This window comes from Pseudomonas sp. ATCC PTA-122608 (assembly GCF_001952855.1).
Classification (GTDB): Bacteria; Pseudomonadota; Gammaproteobacteria; order Pseudomonadales; family Pseudomonadaceae; genus Aquipseudomonas.
In genome coordinates this window covers 118,897-142,097 of sequence record NZ_LPNO01000053.1, presented here as the reverse complement: position 1 = coordinate 142,097, position 23,201 = coordinate 118,897, and the positions used below count along the sequence as shown (strand labels likewise).

The 23,201-nt window shown below is 60.9% G+C and carries 23 protein-coding genes; 10 read left to right on the top strand and 13 right to left on the bottom strand.

Features of this window, described 5'->3' with window-relative positions:
- The first annotated feature begins 2 nt into the window (after window positions 1–2).
- The 3 genes from AU074_RS30325 (at window position 3) to AU074_RS30320 (ending at window position 2,008) form a co-directional block, all read left to right on the top strand.
- The gene (locus AU074_RS30325) at window positions 3–1,106 is read left to right on the top strand and encodes a PepSY domain-containing protein (protein WP_076017850.1); all 1,104 of its coding nucleotides are present in this window, start codon (window positions 3–5) and stop codon (window positions 1,104–1,106) included.
- Entirely contained in the window at window positions 1,103–1,279 is a 177-nt protein-coding gene (locus AU074_RS34230; RefSeq protein WP_143503747.1) for a DUF4175 domain-containing protein, read from the top strand. The genes AU074_RS30325 and AU074_RS34230 overlap by 4 nt, the downstream gene beginning before the upstream one ends.
- Before the next feature lie 99 nt (window positions 1,280–1,378).
- On the top strand, window positions 1,379–2,008 hold the full coding sequence (locus AU074_RS30320; protein WP_076017849.1) for a glutathione S-transferase: 630 nt from the start codon (window positions 1,379–1,381) through the stop codon (window positions 2,006–2,008).
- A 204-nt stretch (window positions 2,009–2,212) separates the two neighbouring features.
- Here AU074_RS30320 and creD read toward each other — a convergent pair whose 3' ends face one another.
- Genes creD through AU074_RS30295 form a run of 4 tightly spaced genes read right to left on the bottom strand, consistent with a single transcriptional unit; the run spans window position 2,213 to window position 6,214 of the window.
- Window positions 2,213–3,544: a cell envelope integrity protein CreD gene (gene creD / locus AU074_RS30310; RefSeq protein ID WP_076017847.1), complete on the bottom strand. Its 1,332-nt coding sequence runs from the start codon at window positions 3,542–3,544 to the stop codon at window positions 2,213–2,215.
- A gap of 52 nt (window positions 3,545–3,596) precedes the next feature.
- Window positions 3,597–5,036, bottom strand: coding sequence for a two-component system sensor histidine kinase CreC (gene creC / locus AU074_RS30305; RefSeq protein ID WP_076017846.1), 1,440 nt, complete (start codon window positions 5,034–5,036; stop codon window positions 3,597–3,599).
- Window positions 5,036–5,704 carry a two-component system response regulator CreB gene (gene creB, locus AU074_RS30300; RefSeq protein ID WP_076017845.1) on the bottom strand — a complete coding sequence of 223 codons (669 nt, stop codon included), beginning with the start codon at window positions 5,702–5,704 and terminating at the stop codon, window positions 5,036–5,038. The genes creC and creB overlap by 1 nt, the downstream gene beginning before the upstream one ends.
- A 9-nt stretch (window positions 5,705–5,713) precedes the next feature.
- The gene (locus tag AU074_RS30295) at window positions 5,714–6,214 is read right to left on the bottom strand and encodes an ATP-dependent zinc protease (RefSeq protein WP_076017844.1); all 501 of its coding nucleotides are present in this window, start codon (window positions 6,212–6,214) and stop codon (window positions 5,714–5,716) included.
- Between the two features lie 172 nt (window positions 6,215–6,386).
- Between AU074_RS30295 and AU074_RS30290 the strand changes: the two genes are divergently transcribed.
- Window positions 6,387–7,274 carry an acyltransferase gene (locus AU074_RS30290; RefSeq protein ID WP_076017843.1) on the top strand — a complete coding sequence of 296 codons (888 nt, stop codon included), beginning with the start codon at window positions 6,387–6,389 and terminating at the stop codon, window positions 7,272–7,274.
- Here the strand turns inward: AU074_RS30290 and AU074_RS30285 are convergent.
- On the bottom strand, window positions 7,271–7,840 hold the full coding sequence (locus AU074_RS30285; protein WP_076017842.1) for a DUF2780 domain-containing protein: 570 nt from the start codon (window positions 7,838–7,840) through the stop codon (window positions 7,271–7,273). The genes AU074_RS30290 and AU074_RS30285 overlap by 4 nt on opposite strands.
- Before the next feature lie 153 nt (window positions 7,841–7,993).
- Between AU074_RS30285 and AU074_RS30280 the strand changes: the two genes are divergently transcribed.
- The 5 genes from AU074_RS30280 to AU074_RS30260 all read left to right on the top strand — a co-directional run bounded on the left by AU074_RS30280 (window position 7,994) and on the right by AU074_RS30260 (window position 11,613).
- Entirely contained in the window at window positions 7,994–8,629 is a 636-nt protein-coding gene (locus AU074_RS30280) for a sigma-70 family RNA polymerase sigma factor (protein ID WP_076017841.1), read from the top strand.
- Entirely contained in the window at window positions 8,626–9,303 is a 678-nt protein-coding gene (locus AU074_RS30275; RefSeq protein ID WP_076017840.1) for an anti-sigma factor domain-containing protein, read from the top strand. Before AU074_RS30280 ends, AU074_RS30275 begins: the two co-directional genes overlap by 4 nt.
- A gap of 84 nt (window positions 9,304–9,387) precedes the next feature.
- Window positions 9,388–9,846, top strand: coding sequence for an anti-sigma factor domain-containing protein (locus tag AU074_RS30270; RefSeq protein ID WP_076017839.1), 459 nt, complete (start codon window positions 9,388–9,390; stop codon window positions 9,844–9,846).
- A 409-nt stretch (window positions 9,847–10,255) separates the two neighbouring features.
- Window positions 10,256–10,525, top strand: coding sequence for a hypothetical protein (locus AU074_RS30265; protein ID WP_256576987.1), 270 nt, complete (start codon window positions 10,256–10,258; stop codon window positions 10,523–10,525).
- Window positions 10,526–10,638: 113 nt separating this feature from the next.
- Entirely contained in the window at window positions 10,639–11,613 is a 975-nt protein-coding gene (locus AU074_RS30260) for a hypothetical protein (protein WP_076017838.1), read from the top strand.
- 405 nt (window positions 11,614–12,018) lie between these two features.
- On the opposite strand, the gene fdhA is transcribed toward AU074_RS30260, so the two are convergent.
- From fdhA to AU074_RS30215, 8 genes are all read right to left on the bottom strand, one after another.
- The gene (fdhA, locus tag AU074_RS30250; RefSeq protein ID WP_076017836.1) at window positions 12,019–13,218 is read right to left on the bottom strand and encodes a formaldehyde dehydrogenase, glutathione-independent; all 1,200 of its coding nucleotides are present in this window, start codon (window positions 13,216–13,218) and stop codon (window positions 12,019–12,021) included.
- A 184-nt stretch (window positions 13,219–13,402) separates the two neighbouring features.
- Complete coding sequence (purU, locus tag AU074_RS30245; protein WP_076017835.1) at window positions 13,403–14,260, bottom strand: formyltetrahydrofolate deformylase; 858 nt, start codon at window positions 14,258–14,260, stop codon at window positions 13,403–13,405.
- A 169-nt stretch (window positions 14,261–14,429) separates the two neighbouring features.
- Complete coding sequence (locus tag AU074_RS30240; RefSeq protein ID WP_076017834.1) at window positions 14,430–15,062, bottom strand: sarcosine oxidase subunit gamma; 633 nt, start codon at window positions 15,060–15,062, stop codon at window positions 14,430–14,432.
- Between the two features lie 131 nt (window positions 15,063–15,193).
- The gene (locus AU074_RS30235) at window positions 15,194–18,211 is read right to left on the bottom strand and encodes a sarcosine oxidase subunit alpha (protein WP_076017833.1); all 3,018 of its coding nucleotides are present in this window, start codon (window positions 18,209–18,211) and stop codon (window positions 15,194–15,196) included.
- On the bottom strand, window positions 18,208–18,510 hold the full coding sequence (locus AU074_RS30230) for a sarcosine oxidase subunit delta (protein ID WP_076017832.1): 303 nt from the start codon (window positions 18,508–18,510) through the stop codon (window positions 18,208–18,210). Before AU074_RS30230 ends, AU074_RS30235 begins: the two co-directional genes overlap by 4 nt.
- A 15-nt stretch (window positions 18,511–18,525) precedes the next feature.
- Complete coding sequence (locus AU074_RS30225) at window positions 18,526–19,776, bottom strand: sarcosine oxidase subunit beta (RefSeq protein WP_010207084.1); 1,251 nt, start codon at window positions 19,774–19,776, stop codon at window positions 18,526–18,528.
- 22 nt (window positions 19,777–19,798) lie between these two features.
- Window positions 19,799–21,052 carry a serine hydroxymethyltransferase gene (gene glyA, locus AU074_RS30220; RefSeq protein WP_076017831.1) on the bottom strand — a complete coding sequence of 418 codons (1,254 nt, stop codon included), beginning with the start codon at window positions 21,050–21,052 and terminating at the stop codon, window positions 19,799–19,801.
- Window positions 21,053–21,310: 258 nt separating this feature from the next.
- Window positions 21,311–22,039 (bottom strand): TraX family protein, encoded by a 729-nt coding sequence (locus tag AU074_RS30215; RefSeq protein ID WP_076017830.1) that lies wholly within the window; start codon window positions 22,037–22,039, stop codon window positions 21,311–21,313.
- 90 nt (window positions 22,040–22,129) lie between these two features.
- Between AU074_RS30215 and AU074_RS30210 the strand changes: the two genes are divergently transcribed.
- A complete protein-coding gene (locus tag AU074_RS30210) occupies window positions 22,130–23,170 on the top strand; it encodes a low specificity L-threonine aldolase (RefSeq protein WP_076017829.1) in 1,041 nt (346 codons plus the stop codon).
- Window positions 23,171–23,201: the final 31 nt, after the last annotated feature.

Here is a 23,201-nt window from a genome sequence, read left to right as displayed (position 1 = left end):
CCATGAAAAGCAAAACCATCCGCCGCTGGTCCTTCATCCACACCTGGACCAGTCTCGTCTGCACCGTATTCCTGCTGCTGCTCGCCCTCACCGGCCTGCCATTGATCTTCCACCACGAGATCGATCACCTGCTGGGCAACGAACCCGAACTGGCACACATGCCGGCTGACACCCCACAGCTGAACCTCGAACAACTGGTAGCCAAAGCCCAGGCTTATCGCCCCGGCGAAGCCATGCAATACCTGGCGTGGGACGAAGACGACAAGAACGGCGTGATCGCGATCATGGCCGCCACTGCCGGCACCGAACCCAATTCGTCCCATACCTTCATGCTCGACGCCCGCACCGGTGAAGCGGTGGAAACGCCGTCGGCCAACGGTGGGCTGACGATGTTCCTGCTGCGCCTGCACGTCGATATGTTCGCCGGGTTGCCGGGCAAGTTGCTGTTGGCGTTCATGGGCATTCTGTTTGTGCTGGCGATCATCTCCGGCACGGTGTTGTACCTGCCGTTCATGCGCCGGCTGAAATTCGCCACGGTGCGCCAGGACAAATCCACCCGCCTGCGCAGGCTCGACCTGCACAATCTGATCGGCGTGGTCACCCTGACCTGGGCGCTGGTGGTGGGCGTGACCGGCGTGATCAGCGCCTGCGCCGACCTGATCATCGCCGCCTGGCGTACCGACAGCCTCAGCGCGATGATCGAACCCTACAAAGACGCCCCGCCGCTGACCTTGCGCGCCCCCGCCACCGACCTGCTGACGATCGCCGCCAAGGCCGCGCCGGGCATGGAGCCGGACTTTATCGCGTTCCCCGGCACGCGCTTTTCCAGCGAGCATCACTACGCGGTGTTCATGAAAGGCAGCACTCACCTGACCTCGCACCTGCTGACGCCGGTGTTGATCGACGCCAGCAACCTGCACGTCACCGCCATCGCCGAACGGCCGTGGTACATGGACGCCATGGGCATGTCCCAACCGCTGCACTTCGGTGACTACGGCGGCATGCCGATGAAGATTCTCTGGGCGGTGCTGGATGTGCTGACCATTATCGTTCTGGGCAGTGGCGTGTACCTGTGGCTGGTGCGGCGCAAGGCGGCCAAGTCATGAAGCCGCGGCAGTCGAATTTCTGGAAGGTGTTCGGTATCCCGCTGGCCATTGGGCTGCTGAGTGCCGCCGGGTTGTTTGCGGCGTTGCTGGGGGATGGGTTGTGGGATTCGTTGAGCTGGGTGGGGCTGGGCATTCCGGCTGTAATTGGGGTATGGGCCTTTTGTAGGCGCTAGCTTGCTCGCGAAAAACCTGAGAGCGCCGCGTTAAACCAGACGCGCTGCGTTATCGTTGACGCCTTTCGCGAGCAAGCTCGCTCCTACAGAGGAATGCCCATGTCCACCCCAAGCATGACGTTGTTCCACAACCCTGCCTCGCCGTTTGTTCGCAAAGTACGGGTGCTGCTGCACGAGACCGGCCAACTGGATCGCGTGACCTTGCACGCCTGCGTGCCGACGCCGGTCAAGCCCGATGCCGATGTAATCCTGGACAACGCGCTGGGCAAGATCCCCGCCCTGCGCCTGGCCGATGGCAACGTATTGCATGACAGCCGGGTGATCCTCGATTACTTCGACTATCAACATACCGGGACTCCACTGATCCCCCGTGACGGCCCGGCCCGCTGGCGGCGCCTGACCCTGGCCTCGACCGCCGACGGCATCATGGATGCCGCCGTACTGGTGCGTTATGAAACCGCCATGCGCCCCGAGGAAAAACACTGGGACCTGTGGCTGGAAGGCCAGCGGGACAAGATCCGCCGCGCCCTCGACATGCTGGAACAGGACGCCGTTGCCGAGCTGGCCGGGCCGTTTGATGTGGCGGCGATCAGCGTGGCGTGTGCACTGGCTTACCTGGACTTCCGCCACCCGGACATGCAGTGGCGGTCAAGCCATCCGAAGCTGGCGGCGTGGTATGCCGAGGTGAGTCAGCGGCCTTCGATGCTCCAGACCCAGCCGCCTATTTAAAAGCCAAGCCACCCTTGTAGGAGCGAGCTTGCTCGCGAAAATCGCCAACGATAACGCAGCGCTTCTGGTTTAACGCGGCGCTCTCAGGTTCTTCGCGAGCAAGCTCGCTCCTACAGTGGGCGGCGGAATCGGTGAGAAAGCCGATAATCCTCGCCAGCAACTGCGCGCCCTCTCGCCGATCCTCACGCAAGCCCAGAGATCGACTCATCGCTTGCCCACCCCATACCAATCCAGCTTGCGGGTCAGCACCATCACCGTGCCCAACAACCCGAACAGCAGCAACGAACCCATCAACAACGCGTAATCCTCGGCACTCAGCAACCCGTACAGCAAGCCATACAACGCCGCCAACCCCGCAGAAAATCCCAGGCCATGGGCGACACTGCGCAGCACATGGCAGACGTAAAAACCAATCAGCACCACACAGGCAGTCGCCGATATCAGATACGCCGGGGCAAACCCGATGTGCTCCGACAACGACAACAGCAGCAGGTAGAAAAACGCCAGGGCAACCCCCACCAATGCGTACTGGATCGGGTGCACCGCCAGGCTCTTGAGCACCTCGAACAGAAAGAAACCGGCAAACGTCAGGGCGATAAACAACAGCGCATATTTGATCGCCCGGTCGCTCTTGAGGTACTGGTCCACCGGGTCGATAAAGCTCACGCCGAAGCTGCGGCCGTTGAAGTCGTCACACACCTGGTCCCACGAGCAGCCGCGCATGGTTTCTTCCAGGTTGGTGGAGAAAAATGTGGTCTGCCAATTGGCGGAAAAGCCTTGAGCGGTGACCTCGCGCTGGGACGGCAGGAAGTTGCCAATAAAGCTCGGGTGTGGCCAGTTGGACGCCAGCTTGACCTGGCTGGTCTTGCCCACCGGCACCACTTGCAGTTGCTCGGTGCCTTGCAGGCGCAGGTCAAAGGCGAAGTCAAAAGGCGCCGGCTTTTTGCTGTCCTGCTCGGGCAGCATCACGTGTACGCCCTCCCCCAGCCATGCCACTTGAGTGCCCGGCGAAAACTCCAGTTGCTGACTGCCCAGCTCCAGCTTCAGCGCGTTTTCGATACCGCGAATGTCACTGATACCCACCGCCAGATACGCCGGGTCAAACCGGTAATCGGCAAAATCTTCCTTGATACCCAATTGCTCCGGCAATACAAAGCGCCCGCTGATCCGGCTGTCGGCGTGGAACAGCCGCGCCTGGTAAATGCCCCGGGAGCGCACTTCGGTTTGCACCTGCCCGTCGAGGGCAAATAGCTCCGGCAGGAAATACAGACGACCGCGCACCTCACGGGTTTCTTCGTAGCGTTTATTGAGCTTTTCATTGAGTTTCCACTCCCTGACGGTCTTGCGATAAGGCACCACCATCACCGGGCCGTTGAGGAGCTGGCTGTAGCTGGAGCTGCGGGCGATGTCCTGCAAGACATCGTCACGCATCTGCTGACGGTCGGTAATCACCCCGTGGATCATCAGCAACGGAATCAACAACAGCACCACCAGCAGCGCGATGGTGCCCAGTTTGAAAAGCAGATTGCGGTTCATGAAGCTCTCCCTGTTTTGATGGGGGAGAGTCTGGCGGGCGCTTAAGGGGACTTTATGAAGGGAATGTGGAGACTGTGTGGAGATGCAGTTTCACCTGCACGCCACCCGGTACGTTGCCGATCTGCAGTGAGCCGCCGTGCAGCTTCATCACCTCTTCGACAAAATTGAGCCCGAGGCCGGTGCTCTTGCGCCCGCTGGACGGGCGCGGCAGGGAATAGAAGCGCTCGCTGAGGCGCGGCAAGGCGTATTCGGGAATCGGCTCGGCCTGGTTGAACAGGGTGAATTCGACGCCGTCATTCACAGCCTTGGCGCTGAACCGCAAGGTGCCACCGGGCGGGGTGAAATCCAGGGCGTTTTCCAGCAGATTTCCCAGGGCCTGGCGCAGCAGGAACGGCTCGCCGTACACCTGCACATCCGCCGCAATCGCCTGCTCAACCTGCAACCCGGCACCTTCGATGCGCGCGCATTGAGCCTTGAGCACTTCGCTCACCAGCGCTGCCAGCGACAGGCTGCTCTGGTCTTCAAGGCCCTGGCGCTGCTCCACCTGAGCCAGGTTCAGCAGGCGTTCAATCAACTGCTGCAAGCGCGCACTTTCACTGTCGATATTGCCCACGAAACGCTGCTGCTGATCCCGAGACATGTCGCCCTGCAACAGCTCCGCCGCCCCGCGAATCGCCGCCAGCGGGCTTTTCAGTTCGTGGGTCAGGGTGTGCACATAACGCTCGACGTACGCCTTGCCTTCCAGCTGGGTGCGCATGTGCTCCACCGCAGTAGACAGCTGCTCCAGCTCACCGCCGCGATAGTGCGGCAACTCGGCACGCCGGCCTTCGCTGACTGCCTGGGCATATGCCGTGAGCCGGCGCAGCGCGACACTCAACCACCACGACAACAACGCGCCAAACAACAGGCCGAGGCCAACCAGCCCGGCGCCGTACCACAGCAGCCGGTTTTCGGTGCGGTCCACGTAGGGCTGCAATGAGCTGTTGGGCTTGGCGACGGTGACCACGCCGATGATCTGCCCGTTATCGCGGATCGGCGCGCCGACGTGCATCACCGATGAAGCGGGGTCGTCCAGTTCACTGCGGGTCGAGCGCGCACCGTATTCGCCGCGCAGGGTCAGGTACACATCATTCCACTTCGAGTAATCCTCGCCCACGGCCTCGCCGGTGGAGTCCAGCAGCACGATGCCCTTGGCGTCGGTGACGTAGATGCGGTGGTTGACCTGGTTTTTCGGCAGGCCCCAGATGTTGGCGCCGGGCTGGCGTTCGCCGTAGGCCTTGAGCAGCTCGGGCCAATGGCTCTGGCCGAGGGTGCCGTTCTTCACATCCTCGCGCAGGATTTCCGCCAGCAGGTTGGCGGTGTCCACCAGGGTTTCCTCGGTGGACTGGCGCACACCGGGGCGGATTTCCTTCATCACGGTGCTGAGTACGAAGTAGCCGGTCAGGCCGATAAACAGCGCATAGACCAGGAAGAACCGGATCCCCAGGCGCATCAGCTGTTGCCCGGGCTGTAACTGTAGCCAAGGCCGCGGTGGGTCTGGATCGGTTCAGACTCGGGAGCCACCGTGCGCAATTTGCTGCGAACACTTTTGATATGGCTGTCGATATTGCGCTCGTAGCCTGCATCGGCCGCCACGCCCACCGCATCCAAAAGTTGCTCGCGGCTGAACACCCGCTCGGGTTGCTCCAACAAGCTTTGCAGCAAGCGAAATTCATGGCGCGTAAGGTTAAGCGGCTGCCCGCGATAACTGATCTGCATACGCTCCAGGTCCACCTGGAACACGGCCGGAGCAACACCGGGGCCAACCCGTTTGAGGATCGCCCGAACCCGCGCCGCCACTTCGCGCGGGCTGAACGGCTTGACCACATAATCGTCAGCGCCGATCTCCAGGCCCACCACGCGGTCGATCTCGCCGTCCCGGGCGCTGAGGAACATCACCGGCACTTCGCTGAAGCGCCGCAGTTGTTTGCAGGTTTCAAAGCCGGTGATATCCGGCAGGCCGATGTCGAGGATGATCAGGTCCGCCGGGGTTTGCCGCTGATGGGCCAGCGCCGCCTGGCCGAGGCTCAGCCAGGTGGTGGTGAAGCCCTCGCCTTGCAGGGCAAAAATCAGCGTGTCGGCGATAGCCGCTTCGTCTTCGACAATCAGGATATGCGCCATGGTGGTCCGTCAGCAGTCCGGTTTGTCCGCAGTGTAACGGCGAGCCGGGTTTACCGCAGCGCCGAATTCACGCAGGGCCTTGGCGCCGATCAGCAGCGGATAGTTGAAGCTGCTGCGGTCGGTGAGGTTGACCTCGACGGTGCGCTTGACGTTGCCCAGGCACATTTCCAGGTCGATCACCGGGCGCTTGGCCACGGTGGCTTCGTCCTTGTCGTCATCTTCGTCGGCACGGCTTTTGATTTTGCTGATGCGCGACACCTTGTGCTCGTAGACCTTGTTGGTGGCGTCCTTGCCGCCGAGGCGGAAGCGCACCCAGTCGTCGCCATCACGGGTGAAGGTTTCGATGTCCCGGGCCGACAGCGAGGCGGTCAGCGCGCCGGTGTCCATCTTGGCCTTGAAGGTCTCGCCGATTTCCGGCAGTTGGATGTATTCGTAGCGACCGTAAAGGGTCGGCTCGGCGGCCATGACAGGCAAGGCCACGAGCGCTAGTAGGGCAAGGATGGATTTCACGTAGGAGGTTTCCTTGAAATAGATGGGCCAATTCTAGACTGCAAAAACGCCGCTTAGTTAGATCACAGAGCATACCCAGCCCGCTGTGAAACATTCGTCAGCTTATTTGCGATTTGGCCTCTAGACCCAAGCTGCTTATCATGGCGGGCCAAAATGATTCCAAGAGTTACTTATGCGCCGCCTGCTCACCGGCTGTTTCGTCACATTGCTGCTATTGCTCAACACCTTGGTGCTGTTCGGGCCGTTGATGGTGTTTGCCCTGCTCAAGCTGGTGGCGCCCGGTCGCTTTCGCGACTACGCCTCCTGGGCCGTCATGTGGATCGCCGAGACCTGGGCCGAGATCGACAAGCTGATCTTCGCCCTGTGCATCCCCACCCAATGGGACATTCGCGGCGGCGGCGACCTGCGAAGCGACACGTCCTACCTGGTGATCAGCAACCACCAATCCTGGGTCGACATCCCCGCACTGATCCAGGCCCTCAACCGGCGCACGCCGTTCTTCAAGTTCTTCCTGAAAAAGGAACTGATCTGGGTACCCTTCCTGGGCCTGGCCTGGTGGGCGCTGGATTACCCGTTCATGAAGCGCTACACCAAGGCATTCCTGGCCAAGCACCCGGAGCTGGCAGGCCAGGACCTGAAGATCACCAAGGAGGCCTGTGAGCTGTTCAAGCGCCAGCCGGTCACGGTGGTGAATTACCTGGAAGGCACGCGGTTCACCCCGGCCAAGCGCAAACAGCAGGATTCACCCTTCCAGCGCCTGCTCAAACCCAAGGCGGGTGGCGTGGCGTTCGTGCTCGCGGCGTTGGGTGAACAGCTGGATGCGGTGCTCGACGTCACCGTGGTTTATCCACAGGAAAACATTCCGGGCTTCTGGGACTTGATCAGTGGCGCAGTGCCGAAGGTGATCGTGGATATCCGCACCCGTGAACTGGATCCGGTGTTGTGGCGGGGGGATTACGAAAACGATCCGGCGTTTCGCCAGACCGTCCAGAACTGGGTCAACCAGCTCTGGAAGGAGAAGGATGCGCGCATCGCCCAACTGCGCGCAGAGCGGTCTTAGCCGCCAGTGCCCCAGGCCGAAGCCAGTTTGCCCAGCACCGACTCGCTGGCGCCTTGGCCGCCCAGGTATTTCAGGATAACCGGGGCAAACTGACCAACCATCCCACTGTCCATGCCCAGCGCACTGAACGCGGTGTTCAGGTCGTTGGTGTTCTTCACGTTACCCAGCACGCCGTCCAGACCCGAAGTCTTGCTGCCGCCGCTCTGGCCGAGCATGCCGCTCAGGGCGCCAAGGCTGCCCAGGGAGTTGCTGCCGGAGAGCTTGTCCAGCCCAGGTACGCTCTGGGTCAGTTGCGAGTAATCACCGCCACCCAATTTATTCTTGGCCAGGCCCAGCATCGCGCCGGTACCGCCGACGGCCTGCTCTGGGGTCACGTTCAGTTGCGAGGTCAGGGCGCCCAGCAAGCCGGCGGTCTGTGAGGTCGGCGCAGCCGCTGCTGCCTTGTCGCCACCCTGTGCGCCTGAAACGGCATTGGCTACGTCGCCTAGGCTGAAACCTGCCGCAAACACCGGGCTGGCCGCCACGGTCAACAGGCAGGACAGGGCAAAACCGCGTGAAATCTTCATCAAGACAACCTCTGAAAGTAAGCGCTAAAAGCAGGGGTTTGACTGGGTGTTACGAAAGATTGTTCCCACCTCACAGATTAGTTCAGAAAACCACTGCATCCGAACTGCCCTGCGCTGCGTATATCCACCACGAGTCGCGCGGAGGTAGATGGAATGAATGCCCAAGCTGGACTAACCTCAGCCTGCCCTCTTTACCGTGCGCCGTCACATCGCCCTGATGCAAGCGCCTGGAGAAGCCCCATTTCGACCCTCGATGCAGATCAGTTGCGGCAATTGCTGGCCCAGTGCTCCCTGGGTAACCGCCAGGCGTTCGAAACGCTCTACCGCAGCGTTTCCCCGCGTTTGCACGGTGTCGCCCTGCGGTTCATGGGTCGCCGGGACCTGGCTGAAGAAGTCTTGCAGGAAAGCTTCGTGCGCATCTGGTTCAACGCCTCGCGGTATGAAGCCCACTTGTCGGCGCCGCTGACCTGGATGATCAACATCACCCGCAACCTGGCCATCGACCAGTTACGCAAACACCGCGAACAACCCTTGGGCGACGGCCAGCAAGATGCCATGGCCGACGAAAGCCCCAGCGCTCATGAATTGCTCGACAGCGAGCGCGAAGCCCACGCCCTGAACCGCTGCCTCGACAGCCTCGAAGGCATGCAGCGTCAATCGATCACCGTGGCTTACTTCCAGGGTTTGTCCTGCTCGGAGTTGGCCGACCACTTGGCCGCGCCGCTGGGCTCGGTCAAATCCTGGATTCGCCGCGGCATGGAGCGCTTGCGCAGGTGCCTTGAATCATGAACTACCAGACCACCTCCCTGCGCCGCGCCCTCGCGGCTGACTACGCCATCGGGCTGATGCCTGCCACCGCCCGTCGACGCTTTGAAGCACTGTTGCTGGACGATGCAGCGCTGCGCGTTGAGCTGGGACACTGGCAGGACGCCCTCGCCAGCCTCACCGGGCCGCTGCCTGAACGGCCGGTGCCGGATCACGTGTGGGAAGGCATCAAGGCACGCATTGAACCGCAAGTGCTGCATATGCCAGCGAAGAAGCCGTTCTGGGTGAACCTGCGGTTGCTGGTGGTGGCGTGCGGGGTGGTGATCGCGGTGTTGGTGGGTGTGTTGTACCAGCGCGATCTTGGGGTGGAATACAACGCCACCCTGGTTGCGGCTAACCAGCAGCCTGCGCTGAAGATCCAGGCCTATGCAGACCATCTGCAGGTTGAACCGCTGGCCTTGGCGGCGGTGGAACCCGCTCGGGACCTGGAGCTGTGGGCAATTCCCAAGGGCGGCAAACCGATCTCTCTCGGGCTGGTGCCGGTCTCGGGTAAAGGCCGGATTCAGTTGAGCAAAGAACACCAGGCGCTCCTGACGGCGCCGCTGACGCTGGCAGTGAGCCTTGAGCCCCAAGGTGGTTCGCCGACCGGACAACCCACCGGGCCGGTGCTGTATCAGGGCCAATTGGCATCACTCTGATTCGAGGCCCAAGGCGGCGGTTGAGGAACCGATCGCCGTTACTTGGGTCCATGAAAGACTACAAAACATGTCAGGAAGAGCCAAATGACTGCAATCAACCCCCAAGTGATTGAGCACAAGCCTTCATTTTGGAGCCGCCCGCGCCTGTTCGTCGGCGCTTGTTTGGTGGTAGTCGCCGGTGTCGGCGGCGCGCTTTATACCCAGGACAGCGTCAAGTCTGCCGCACTGCTGGTGAACACCACCCAGCAACCAGCCGCGCAGATCGTGGCCCACAAGGATTACCTCGAAGTGCAGCCAATTGCGGCCACCGCACCGGCCCCGGACCAAAGCCTGGAGCTGTGGGCCGTCCCGGCTGACGGTACGCCGGTGTCACTGGGCCTGTTGCCGGAAGACGGCAAAGGCATTATTGGCATCAACCCGCGCCAGCAGGAGTCGATCAGCAAACCGGTGACGCTGATGGTCAGTTCGGAAACCAAGGGCGGCTCGGTAACCAAGCAGCCGACGGGGCCAACGGTGTATCAGGGGGCTTTGGCGATTCGCTGAGTGACCCATGCAGGCAAAGAAGACGACCCCAGGGTCGCCTTTTTTTTGCCCGGCGCTCTCAGGTTTTTCGCGGGCAAGCCCGCTCCTACAGTTGAACGTCGTTGTGTCGGGAAATGTGTTCGGCATTGCGTCTTGCCTCGGCCAAACAAGGAAGCTTATAGTCCGGCGGTCGTCCACATGGCGATACGGGTTTGGCGACTCGATTGAAATAATGCATGCAAAAGCACCTGTTTCTTTGCAGGTCTTTTTGCACCCGCAAAGCTGTGCTTTATGGCGGCTGTGCGCGGGAGACCTTCGGGTCTGCCGGCTTTGCTTCATTTCACCGGTTCGCCAACCTGCGTACAGCTGCCACCCATTCGTTTGGCGACGGGTGAGTGGTAGCCCCATTATCTGAAATGAGGTTGCACACATGAATCGCTACATGCCCCTAACCGGCCACGATTGCACCGTCCCGTCCTTGCTCATTGACACCCAAACCCCGCTGGGCGTGCTCCACGACGCAGCCGCCTACCGCATCCGCGCGGTGACCCAAGTCCTGGAAAACCTCGCGTTTCGCGACACCCTGATCACCGACACCATCGTCCTCAAGGACTTCGCCCTGCTCTGCGCCATTCCGCTGCGCGACGGTTGCGATTTGATGGACGTGATCGGGCGCAGATTGCAGTCTTTGTCGGACTGAACCACCTCTTACGTAGTCTGTTTCTGAAATATCAATAACTGCCCGTTACTCGTCTTACACCTGCTGTGGCGCCTACTTATAGTCGGGCGCCACAGTCCAAGGAGGTGTAAGAAATGCAGGGACCTTACGCATTTATCAATGATCGATCACAGCCTTATCCGCTACTGAAGCAAAGCCTCTCGCTTAATCCTCACGCTCAAACCAAGTTCGACATCCTTAACCAAAATATCCGCAACACCGTGGTATTACCTGGGCAATTGGTGATTATCGGTGACAGCCGTACAGCTTCTTGTACCGTCGAAGAAGCGCGGCTGATGAGTTCCGCAGAGAACGTGAAACATACCCTGTTGGCACACTCCGCAACTGATCAATTCCTGATCAAAAATTACGATCAGTTGCAGGAGATCATGGCCTACGCTTCTATCGGCGTCGGGAGTGCCACTAGCGCGTGGAGTAAACACCTGGAAGGAATCGAAAAGACCCTTCAGGAAATCGACGGTCTGCATAAGCAGTACTTGAGCAAGGGCACTGTGGCCGCAAGAGATGAGTTCGTGGTTAAACGAAGAACCTTATTCTCCCGGCTCGAGAGTCAACTCCACGGCATGGCACGCTTCGGGAGCGGATTGAGAAATGAAGGATCCATCAAGAAAATGTTGGGTATCTCCAGTAAAAGCTATTGGCATCATGGAGAAATTCGCGGGTATGAGGAGACGGTCAAACGCGTAGCCAAGGCTTCGCAAATGTTGAAGACGGGGACTTACATTGGTATCGCGCTGGATGTTGGGGCAGCGGCGCTGGAGATAACGGAGGCGTGCTCCACGGGGCGCGAGCAAGAGTGTACGCAAGCGAAGTATGTTGAAGGTGGCAAGTTGGTGATTGGAGTGGGTGGAGCGTCTGCGGGTGGGACACTTGGAGCAGTTGGCGGTATCGGCGCCTGCGCGATTGTTTTTGGCATACCTACGGCTGGCGCCGGTGCTTTGGCATGCGCCATCATCGGCGGAGCAGCAGGTGGACTCGCCTTGGGCACGCTTGGAAGCAATGTTGGAGAATGGGTGGGTAAAGTTCTCTATCAGGCAGTGGAGGATTGAATGTACTTGGAATACTTTGCGGTGGGCTCATGCGTCCTCCTGCTACTCAGCTTCCCGATAGTCTTTTCTGCCATGTACAAAAAGCTCGATGCCGCTGAGCGCTATATGCAATACAGCACCTTTATAGTCGGATACAGGCACACGTTTCGTCACACCCTCTTTGAAGGAAGGCCGCAACGCGTATTCGCTATGGCCACCGTTATTCTCATCCCGAGAATAATTCAAAGGAGGGGTATGGTACTGGTTGAGGACGTTGAACAAATACCGCGGCACCTCAAATATTGGATGGTCATACCAACACTCGTTACTTGCTTCTCGCTTCTAGGTATCACTATCACCGGTTTTCTTATAGAAGACTGAATCTTTTATAAAAAGGGCGACCCTTGGGTCGCCCTTATCTTTCGCCTACGCCGCGCTGAACAACTTGTGCGGATCGATCACAAACTTCTTCGGCACACCCGCATCGAACTCGCCGTAGCCACGTGGCGCGTCATCCAGGCTGATGACTTCCACGCCTACAATGTCGGCAATCTTGATGCGGTCCCACATGATCGCCTGCATCAGCTGACGGTTGTACTTCATCACCGGCGTCTGCCCGGTGTGGAAGCTGTGGGACTTGGCCCAACCCAGGCCAAAGCGGATGCTCAGGCTGCCCATTTTCGCGGCAGCATCCACCGCACCCGGGTCTTCAGTCACATACAGGCCCGGGATGCCGATTTTGCCGGCTACCCGCACCACGCCCATCAATGAGTTGAGCACGGTGGCCGGAGCCTCGTGCTTGACGCCGTCATGCCCGTGGCCCCGTGCTTCAAAGCCCACCGCATCCACCGCGCAATCCACTTCCGGCTCGCCCAGCAGTGCGGCGATTTGTTCGTGCAGTGGGGTGTCGGTGGACAGGTCGGCGATTTCAAAACCCTGGGCCTTGGCGTGGGCCAGGCGGATCGGGTTGACGTCGCCGATGATCACTACCGCAGCGCCCAATAGACGTGCTGAAGCGGCCGCAGCCAGGCCGACCGGGCCGGCACCGGCAATGTAGACCGTGCTGCCTGGACCAACGCCCGCAGTGACCGCACCGTGGTAGCCGGTCGGGAGAATGTCGGAGAGGCACGTCAGGTCACGGATTTTCTCCATGGCCTTGTCGCGGTCCGGCAGTTTCAGCAGGTTGAAATCGGCGTAAGGCACCAACACGTATTCGGCTTGGCCGCCGGTCCAATCGCCCATATCGACGTAGCCATAAGCACCGCCCGGACGGGCCGGGTTGACGCTCAGGCACACACCGGTGTGTTGTTCTTTGCAGGAGCGGCAGAGGCCGCAGGCAACGTTGAACGGTACCGAGACCAGGTCGCCGATTTTCAGGTTTTCGACGCCGCTGCCCTTCTCGATCACTTCACCGGTGATTTCGTGGCCCAGGACCAGGCCGGTCTGGGCAGTGGTACGGCCGCGCACCATGTGTTGGTCGGAGCCGCAGATGTTGGTGGAAACCACGCGCAGGATGACGCCGTGCTCAATCTTCCTGCCACGGGGGTCCTGCATTTTGGGATAGTCGATTTTCTGTACTTCGACCTTGCCGTTGCCGAGATACACGACACCACGATTACCAGACATGCTTTCACCTCGCTGTTGTTTTTATGAAACCGCGTTGCCCAGGCAGGCAGCGCGTTAAAGTGCTCGGGTACAGATGCTGTTTTTGCGTTGTTAGTAAGGGCCTCTTCGCGAGCAAGCCCGCTCCCACATTTGAATGTATTCACACATCAAAATGTGGGAGCGGGCTTGCTCGCGAAGGCGTCCATCAGAGCACCACTGTTCGATTGGCGTTCAGAAACACCCGCCGCTCAATGTGATACCCCACGGCCCGGGCCAGGGTCAGGCCTTCGATATCCCGCCCCTTGGCAATCAAATCTTCCGGATAGTGACTGTGGTCCACCACCTCCACGCCCTGGGCGATGATCGGGCCTTCGTCCAAATCGTTGTTGATGTAATGCGCGGTGGCGCCCACCAGTTTCACGCCCTTGTTGTAGGCCTGGTGATACGGCTTGGCGCCCTTGAAACCGGGCAGCAGGGAGTGGTGGATGTTGATGGCTTTACCATCGAGCTTGCGGCACAACTCCGGCGACAGCACTTGCATGTAGCGCGCAAGGATCACCAGCTCGGCGCCCGACTCTTCGATCACCTGCCACACCTTGCGCTCCTGCGACGGCTTGTCGTTGGGGTCCAGGGGAAAGTGGTAATAGGGAATCTGGTGCCAGTCGGCCAGGGGCTTGAGGTCCGGGTGGTTGGAGACCACGGCGACCACGTCCATCGACAGTTGGCCGATGCGCTGGCGGTAGAGCAAATCGTTGAGGCAGTGATCGGCCTTGGAGACCATGATCACCACTTTCGGCCGGTAGTTCGGCGCGGTCAGTTCGAAGATCATGCCGAACGCTTCACCGCGGGTGGCCAGGCCATCGCGGAAGCCTTGTTCGTCAAAACCGTCGGGCTGGCGAAACTCCACGCGGATGAAGAAACGGCCCGAAAGCCGGTCATCAAACGAGTGGTGTTCTGTGACGTAGCAGCCCTGCTCGAACAGATAGCGGGTCACCGCGTCCACCGTGCCGAGCACGCTGGGGCAGTCGGCGGTCAAAATCCATGTATCGGGTACGCGGCTCATATTCGAATCCTCAGGCCTTTGTGGCGAGGGGGCTTGTCCCCCGTTGGGCTGCGAAGCAGCCCCAAAACCTGCCATTCGGTTGTTTTCAGAAAAAATGCGCTGACCTTATTGGGACCGCTGCGCGCTCCAACGGGGGACAAGCCCCCTCGCCACAACACCGTTCACTCCATCAAGCTTCCACGCTTAAACCATACTCAGCCGCCGCGTCCTGCAACCACAGCCACCAGTAATCCGAGAAGCTGCGACGAATCAACAGCTCCCAGGTGTCTTCAGCAGTATGACGAATCACCAACTGCGACTTGGCGAACACCGTACCCACGGCCTTGCCCACCGGGAAGCTGTCGGGGTGTACGTCGTAGCTGGTGGATTTCATCAGCACGTCACGCACGTTGGGGCCGCTGAGTTCCAGAATCTGCTGGCCGCCGCTGACGTTGACGATCTGGATATGCAAATCCCCCAGTGCCTCACGCAGGCTTTTCTCCGCGGCGAACTCTTCACCGCTCGGCACCACCAGCAGCCACTCATCCGGGCCCAGCCATTGCAGGCTGGTTTCACCCTTGACGATCACTGCCAGGGCGCCGGGCAATTCGATGCCCAGGGCTTTGTGCACGCCGGCGGCGAAGGCGGCGTCATGGCCATCGCCACGAATGGTCAGGTGGCCGAGGAGTTTCTTTTCACGCACGGTCACGCCGGCGTTCTTGCGGCCCTTGCCTACCAGGCTGGCGAGGTCGGCATGGTGCAGCGACGACTCGGCCTTGGCTCCGGAGGTGGGGCGTTGCTGGTAAACATTGGCTGCTGTCATAAAGCACCTTTCTGAATTCTGTGGTGAATCTACTGGCGCCATCGCGGGCAAGCCCGGCTCCCACATTTTTAAATTGCGAATACCTTCAAATGTGGGAGCTGGCTTGCCTGCGATGCAGGCGACTCGGTCTGTCAGATGTTCTGGCGGTCGCCTTTAGGGTCAAAGAACACCGAAGAAACAATCTCCGCCTCGATCACGCTGCCATCCGCCAACGGGGCAAACACCCGCTCGCCGATGCGCTTCAAGCCGCCCTTCACCACGCCCATGGCAAACGAATAGCCGAGGGAGTTGTGGGCATAACTGGAGGTGACGTGGCCGACCATCTTCATCGGGATCGTCTGCTTGGTGTCGAACACCAGTTGCGCGCCTTCCGGCAGCCACACGTTCGGGTCAATCGGCTTGAGTCCGACAAGCTGCTTGCGGTCTTCACGCACGCAATCTTCACGATTCATCCCGCGCCAGCCGAGCCACGAGAACGGTTTGGTGCGGCCTACACACCAGCCCATGTTCAGGTCGTCCGGGGTCATCGAGCCGTCGGTATCCTGGCCAACGATGATGAAACCCTTCTCGGCCCGCAGCACGTGCATGGTTTCGGTGCCATAAGGCGTCAGGTTGTACTTTTTACCAGCCTCGACGATTTTCTCGAGCACGCCCATGGCGTAGTCGGCCTGCACGTTGACTTCGTACGACAGCTCACCGGTAAACGAAATCCGGAACACCCGCGCCGGCACGCCGCCTACCAGGCCTTCTTTCCAGGTCATGAACGGGAAGCCGTCCTTGTCCAGGTCGATGTCGGTGACTTCGCTCAGCAGCTTGCGGCTGTTGGGGCCGGACAAGGTCATGGTTGCCCAGTGGTCGGTGACCGAGGTGAAGTACACCTTGAGGTCCGGCCATTCGGTCTGCTGGTAGATTTCCAGCCACTGCAGCACGCGTGCTGCGCCGCCGGTGGTGGTGGTCATCAGGAAGTGATTGTCGGCGAGGCAGGCGGTGACGCCATCGTCGAAGACCATGCCGTCTTCCTTGCACATCAGGCCGTAGCGGGCCTTGCCCACGTCGAGCTTGGTCCAGGCGTTGCTGTAGATGCGGTTGAGGAACTCGCGGGCATCCGGGCCCTGAATGTCGATCTTGCCGAGGGTGGACGCGTCCAGCAGGCCGACGCTGTCGCGCACGGCCAGGCATTCGCGTTTCACGGCGGCGTGCAGGTCTTCACCGTTGCGCGGGAAATACCACGGGCGCTTCCACTGGCCGACGTCTTCAAACTCGGCGCCGTTTTTCACGTGCCAGGCTTGCAGCGCGGTGTAGCGCACCGGCTCGAAGATGTGCCCACAGTGACGGCCAGCTACTGCGCCGAACGTCACCGGCGTGTAGTTGGGACGGAACATGGTGGTGCCCATCTGCGGGATGGTCACGTTCAGCGAACGGGCCGCGATGGCCAGGCCGTTGACGTTGCCGAGCTTGCCCTGGTCGGTGCCGAAGCCCAATGCGGTGTAGCGTTTGACGTGCTCTACCGACTCGAAACCTTCGCGGGTGGCGAGTTCGATGGCGGCGGCGGTGACGTCGTTTTGCAGGTCGACAAATTGCTTCGGCGCCCGTGCGGTAGCTTTCTCGTGAGGCACCTGGAACAGCGCCAGGGTCGGCTCTTCCAGACGGCTCAAGGCTTTGGGCAGCGTGCCTTCCACCGGCGCGAAACCGGCGTCGCTGGCTGCGCGCACGCCACCTTCAAAACCGTCGGCCAGGGAGTCGCCGAGGCCATAGACGCCATTGATACCACCGACGCACACGCGTTTCTGCGGTGCTTCGCCCGGTACAAAACCGAGGATGTCTTCACGCCAGGTCGGCTTGCCGCCCAAGTGTGAGGCCAGGTGAACCACCGGACTGTAGCCGCCGGAGCTGGCGACCAGGTCGCAGTCCAGCCATTCGCCGGGGCTGGTGACCTTGTGGGCTTTGACATCGATGGCGGCCACGCGGGCGCCAGTGACGTGCTTGCTGCCACGGGCCTCGATCACGGCGCTGCCGGTGAGGATGCGGATGCCTTTGGCACGCGCCTCTTCAACCAGTGCACCGCGCGGGTTGTGGCGCGCATCGGCCACAGCCACCACGGAGAGGCCAGCATCAAACCAGTCCAGTGCAACGCGGTAGGCGTGATCGTTGTTGGTCGACAGCACCAGTTTTTTACCCGGCGCCACGCCGTAGCGGCGCACATAAGTGGAGACCGCACCGGCCAGCATGTTTCCCGGCACGTCGTTGTTGCCGTACACCAGCGGACGTTCACACGCGCCGGTCGCCAGCACCACACGCTTGGCGCGAACCCGGTGAATACGCTGACGCACCTGGCCAATCGGCGCACGGTCACCGAGGTGGTCGGTAAGGCGCTCGTGAATGGTCAGGAAGTTATGGTCGTGGTAACCGTTAACGGTGGCGCGAGGCAGCAGCACCACGTCCGGCAGGGATTTCAGCTCAGCAATAACACTGGCAACCCACTCGGCCGCCGGCTTGCCATCGAGGCTTTCACGGGAGTCCAGCAAGGAACCGCCGAACTCTTCCTGCTCGTCCGCGATGATCACCCGTGCGCCACTGCGGGCAGCGGCCAATGCAGCGGACAGGCCGGCAGGGCCAGCGCCCACAATCAGCACGTCGCAATGACGGTTCATGTAGTCGTAGGTGTCCGGGTCGTTCTCGGTCGGCGAGCGGCCTAAACCTGCAGCCTTACGGATGTACTTCTCGTAAGTCATCCAGAACGATTGCGGGTACATGAAGGTTTTGTAATAGAAACCCGGTGGCATCAGCTTGCCGCCGACCTTGCCGAGAATGCCCATCATGTCGTTGTTCACGCTCGGCCAGCCGTTGGTGCTGGTGGCGACCAAACCCTGGTACAGCGCCTGTTGCGTGGCACGCACGTTAGGGATTTGCGTGGCTTCGGTAGCGCCGATCTGCAACACCGCATTCGGCTCTTCGGCACCGGCGGCAAAGATGCCGCGCGGGCGGGAATACTTGAAGCTGCGACCGATGATGTCGACGCCGTTGGCCAGCAGTGCGGCGGCCAATGTATCGCCTTCAAAGCCTTTGTAGCTCTGGCCGTTGAAGGTAAAGCTCAGGGCTTTGTTACGGTCGATGCGGCCACCGTTGGACAGGCGATTGATCTGGCTCATACCTTCTCTCCAGAAGCCTTGGCGGTGAATTGCGGCTTGCTGCCAATCTTGTAGGTTTCAAGAATTTCGTAGGTCACGGTGTCGCGGGTCGCGTTGAAATACTGGCGGCAACCGGCGGCGTGAATCCACAGTTCGTGGTGCAGACCGCGCGGGTTGTCGCGGAAGAACATGTAGTCGCCCCACTGCTCATCGGTGCAGGTGTTCGGGTCCAGCGGGCGCGGGATGTGCGCTTGGCCGGACGCGTGGAATTCCTCTTCGGAGCGCAGTTCGCCACAGTGAGGACAGAAGATATGCAACATAGGGAATTTCTCCTGTTAGTGGGCGACGGCCGCGGCGCCGTGTTCGTCGATCAACGCACCGTTGTGGAAACGGTCGATGGAGAATGGAGCAGCCAATGGGTGCATTTCACCCTTGGCTAGGCTGGCGGCAAATACGTTGCCTGAGCCTGGAGTGGCCTTGAAGCCACCGGTGCCCCAACCGCAGTTGAAGAACATGTTCGGGACCGGGGTCTTGGAGATGATCGGGCACGCGTCCGGCGTGGTGTCGACGATGCCGCCCCACTGGCGGTTCATGCGCACGCGGGACAGCACCGGGAACATCTCGACGATGGCCTGGATGGTGTGTTCGATCACCGGGTACGAGCCGCGCTGGCCATAGCCGTTGTAGCCGTCGATACCGGCGCCAATCACCAGGTCGCCCTTGTCGGACTGGCTGATGTAGCCGTGCACGGCGTTGGACATGATCACGCTGTCGATGATGGGTTTGATCGGCTCCGACACCAACGCTTGCAGCGGGTGGGATTCGATTGGCAGGCGGAAGCCCGCCAGCGAAGCCATGTGGCCGGAGTTACCGGCCGTCACCACGCCGACGCGCTTGGCGCCGATGAAGCCTTTGTTGGTTTCCACGCCGATGCACACGCCGTTTTCCTTGCGGAAACCGATGACTTCGGTCTGTTGGATCAGGTCTACGCCCAGTGCGTCAGCGGCGCGGGCAAAGCCCCAGGCCACGGCATCGTGACGGGCCACGCCGCCGCGACGTTGCACGGTGGCGCCGAGTACTGGGTAGCGGGTGTTCTTGGAGCAGTCGAGGTACGGAATCTCGTCGGCCACTTGTTTGGCGTTGAGCAGTTCACCGTCGACGCCGTTGAGACGGTTGGCGCTGACGCGACGCTCGGAGTCACGGATGTCTTGCAGGGTGTGGCACAGGTTGTAGACGCCACGCTGGGAGAACATCACGTTGTAGTTCAGGTCCTGAGACAAACCTTCCCAAAGTTTCATCGCGTGTTCGTACAGGTGCGCCGATTCGTCCCACAGGTAGTTGGAACGCACGATGGTGGTGTTGCGCGCGGTGTTACCGCCGCCCAGCCAGCCTTTCTCGACCACGGCCACGTTGGTGATGCCGTGTTCTTTGGCCAGGTAGTAAGCGGTTGCCAGACCATGCCCGCCGCCGCCGACGATGACCACGTCGTAGACCTTTTTAGGGGTGGGCGTGCGCCACATTTTCTGCCAGTTTTCGTGGTGGCTGAGTGAGTGCTTGAAGAGGCCGAAGCCCGAGTAGCGTTGCATAGTCATTACTCCAAAACCGCGCTCAGCGATAAACCGGGAAATCAGCGCACAGGGCGGTCACATGCCTGGCGACGTTGGCCTCTACATCGGCGTCGCCGAGGTTGTCGAGGATGTCGCAGATCCAGCCGGCAAGCGTGAGGCATTGGGTCACTTTGAAGCCACGTGTGGTCACCGCCGGCGTGCCGATGCGCAGGCCCGAAGTCACGAAGGGCGACTGCGGGTCGTTAGGCACGGCGTTCTTGTTGACGGTGATATGGGCGCGACCGAGGGCAGCGTCCGCCTCTTTGCCGGTGAGGCCCTGACGGATCAGGCTGACCAGGAACAAGTGGTTATCGGTGCCGCCGGACACTACATCGTAGCCGCGTTTGATAAACACGCCTGCCATGGCCTGGGCGTTGTCGATCACTTGCTGCTGATAGGCCTTGAAACCCGGCTCCTGGGCTTCCTTGAAGCACACCGCCTTGCCGGCGATCACGTGCATCAGCGGGCCGCCCTGGGCACCCGGGAACACTGCAGAGTTGAGTTTCTTTTCAATTTCTTCGTTGGCACGGGCCAAAATCAACCCGCCACGGGGACCACGCAGGGTCTTGTGGGTCGTGGTGGTGACCACATCGGCGTAGGGCAGCGGGTTCGGGTACAGACCAGCGGCCACCAGGCCGGCGACGTGGGCCATGTCGACGAACAGCAGCGCACCGACCTTGTCGGCAATCTGGCGGAAGCGCGGAAAATCCAGAGTCTTGGAGTAAGCGGAGAAACCGGCCACGACCATCTTCGGCTTGTGCTCCACGGCCAGGCGCTCGACTTCGTCGTAGTCGATCAGGCCGGTGGCGGTGTCGATGCCGTATTGCACCGCGTTGTACAGCTTGCCCGAGGACGACACTTTGGCGCCGTGGGTCAGGTGGCCGCCGTGGGCCAGGCTCATGCCGAGGATGGTGTCACCGGCGTTCAGCAGCGCCAGGTACACCGCGCTGTTGGCGGACGAACCAGAGTGCGGCTGCACGTTGGCGTAATCGGCGCCGAACAGCTGCTTGGCGCGTTCGATCGCCAGCACTTCCACCTTATCGACGTGCTCGCAGCCACCGTAGTAGCGCTTGCCCGGATAACCTTCGGCGTATTTGTTGGTGAGGCCGCTGCCCTGGGCTTCCATCACGCGCTTGCTGGTGTAGTTCTCTGACGCGATCAGCTCGATATGATCTTCCTGGCGCTGCTCCTCGGCATTCATGGCCGCCAGCAGTGCATCGTCATAACCCTGGATCTGGTCTTGCTTGCTGAACATCGCGTCTCTCCCAGCGGCGGCGGTGCGCCAATCGTATTGTTGGGGCCGCTGCACGATGGAGGGGCCCTTTGATGCGATGGTAGGGCTGGCGCAGAGAGGTCAAATGCCTACGGACGCCACGCAAAGGTGCGTTTACGACATGGCCCCCGGCATTTGTAGGAGCGAGCTTGCTCGCGAAAAACCTGTGGGCGCCGCGCGCGTCCAGGCAGCCCTCGTTATCGTTGACGTTTTTCGCGAGCAAGCTCGCTCCTACAGGGACTAGGCGATGAGCTTTCGAAGGAGCAGCAGCAGTAGGAAATGCGCAGGATAAAGCGCATACGCCCAGCGCCGCATGGCCGGCGGCGACACCTGCCTGGCCTGTCGCAACAAGACCAATCCGGCCAGTGGCGCAATCAGGCATGTCGCCAATCCCAGCATCGCCACCGGCGTGCCGCTATTGAGCAGGATCTGCCATTGATTGGCGGCCAGGCACACCACACCCGGCAGCACGCTGAAATACCACGGCCGGCGAAACACCAGCAGCATCGCCAACGGCAGCAGCACGCCAAAAAAGCCGAACATCAACTGCGCCGAAAACAACCCCGCCAAAACCAGCGCGATCAACGCCAATCCTCGATCAATTGCCGCCTTCTGCTGCCATCCCCGGGCAACCAGCAAGCCCAGCGCCAAGGTCGGCAGCACGTTCAGCGTATCGGCGTCGTCAATGAACATCCGGTACGGCACCTCACTGATCACACTGAACAGCAGCAACCAGCCCAGATAGCGCCACTGCCCGGTCACCGGCGCGTCCTTGACCCGATGCAAATTCGCCGCAATCGCCAGGCAAAACCACGGGAACGCCAGGCGGCCCGGCACATACAGCCCGTCCAGACTCAAACCGACATACCGCAGGTGGTCCAGCACCATACTCAGCAGCGCCAGCCACTTGAGCAGGTCCAGGGCGCCATCGCGGACGCGGCTTACAGGAACGCGTTCAGAACCGTGCATAATTCCCCAATGACTTTGCATTAACAGTGCGTGCGCCCGCCCGACAATCTTGGGTAAAGTGCGCACCAACATCGACCACAGGAATGGGCCATGACCGACAAGAGCCAACAATTCGCCAGCGACAACTATTCCGGCATCTGCCCGGAAGCCTGGGCCGCCATGGAACTCGCCAACCAGGGCCATCAACGCGCCTATGGCGATGATGAATGGACCCACCGCGCCGCCGACGGTTTCCGCAAACTGTTCGAAACCGACTGCGAAGTGTTCTTCGCCTTCAACGGTACCGCGGCCAACTCCCTGGCGCTGTCCTCCTTGTGCCAGAGCTACCATAGCGTGATTTGCTCGGAAACCGCCCACGTCGAAACCGACGAATGCGGCGCGCCGGAGTTTTTCTCCAACGGTTCCAAGCTGCTCACCGCCCGCACCGAAAACGGCAAGCTGACCCCGGAGTCGATCCGCGAGATCGCCCTCAAGCGTCAGGACATCCACTACCCGAAACCCCGCGTCGTAACGCTGACCCAGGCCACCGAAGTCGGCAGCGTCTACACCCCGGAAGAAATCCGCGCCATCAGCGTCACCTGCAAGGAACTGGGGCTGAACCTGCACATGGACGGCGCGCGTTTCTCCAACGCTTGCGCATTCCTCGGCTGCTCGCCTGCCGACCTGACCTGGAAAGCCGGCGTCGACGTGCTGTGTTTTGGCGGCACCAAGAACGGCATGGCCGTGGGCGAAGCGATCCTGTTCTTCAACCACAAGCTGGCCGAAGACTTCGACTACCGCTGCAAACAGGCCGGGCAGCTTGCCTCAAAGATGCGCTTCCTCTCCGCCCCGTGGGTGGGCCTGCTGGAAAACGACGCCTGGCTCAAACACGCCCGCCACGCCAACCACTGCGCGCAGTTGCTCAGCAGCCTGGTGGAGGATATTCCGGGGGTGGAGTTGATGTTCCCGGTGCAGGCCAACGGCGTGTTCCTGCAACTGTCGGAACCAGCGATTGCCGCACTGACGGCCAAGGGCTGGCGCTTCTACACCTTCATCGGCAAAGGCGGCGCCCGGTTCATGTGTGCGTGGGATACCGAGGAAGAGCGCGTGCGGGAACTGGCCGCGGATATTCGGGAAGTGATGCAGGGCTGAACATCCTGGGCGCGGCCATACCGGCCGCGCC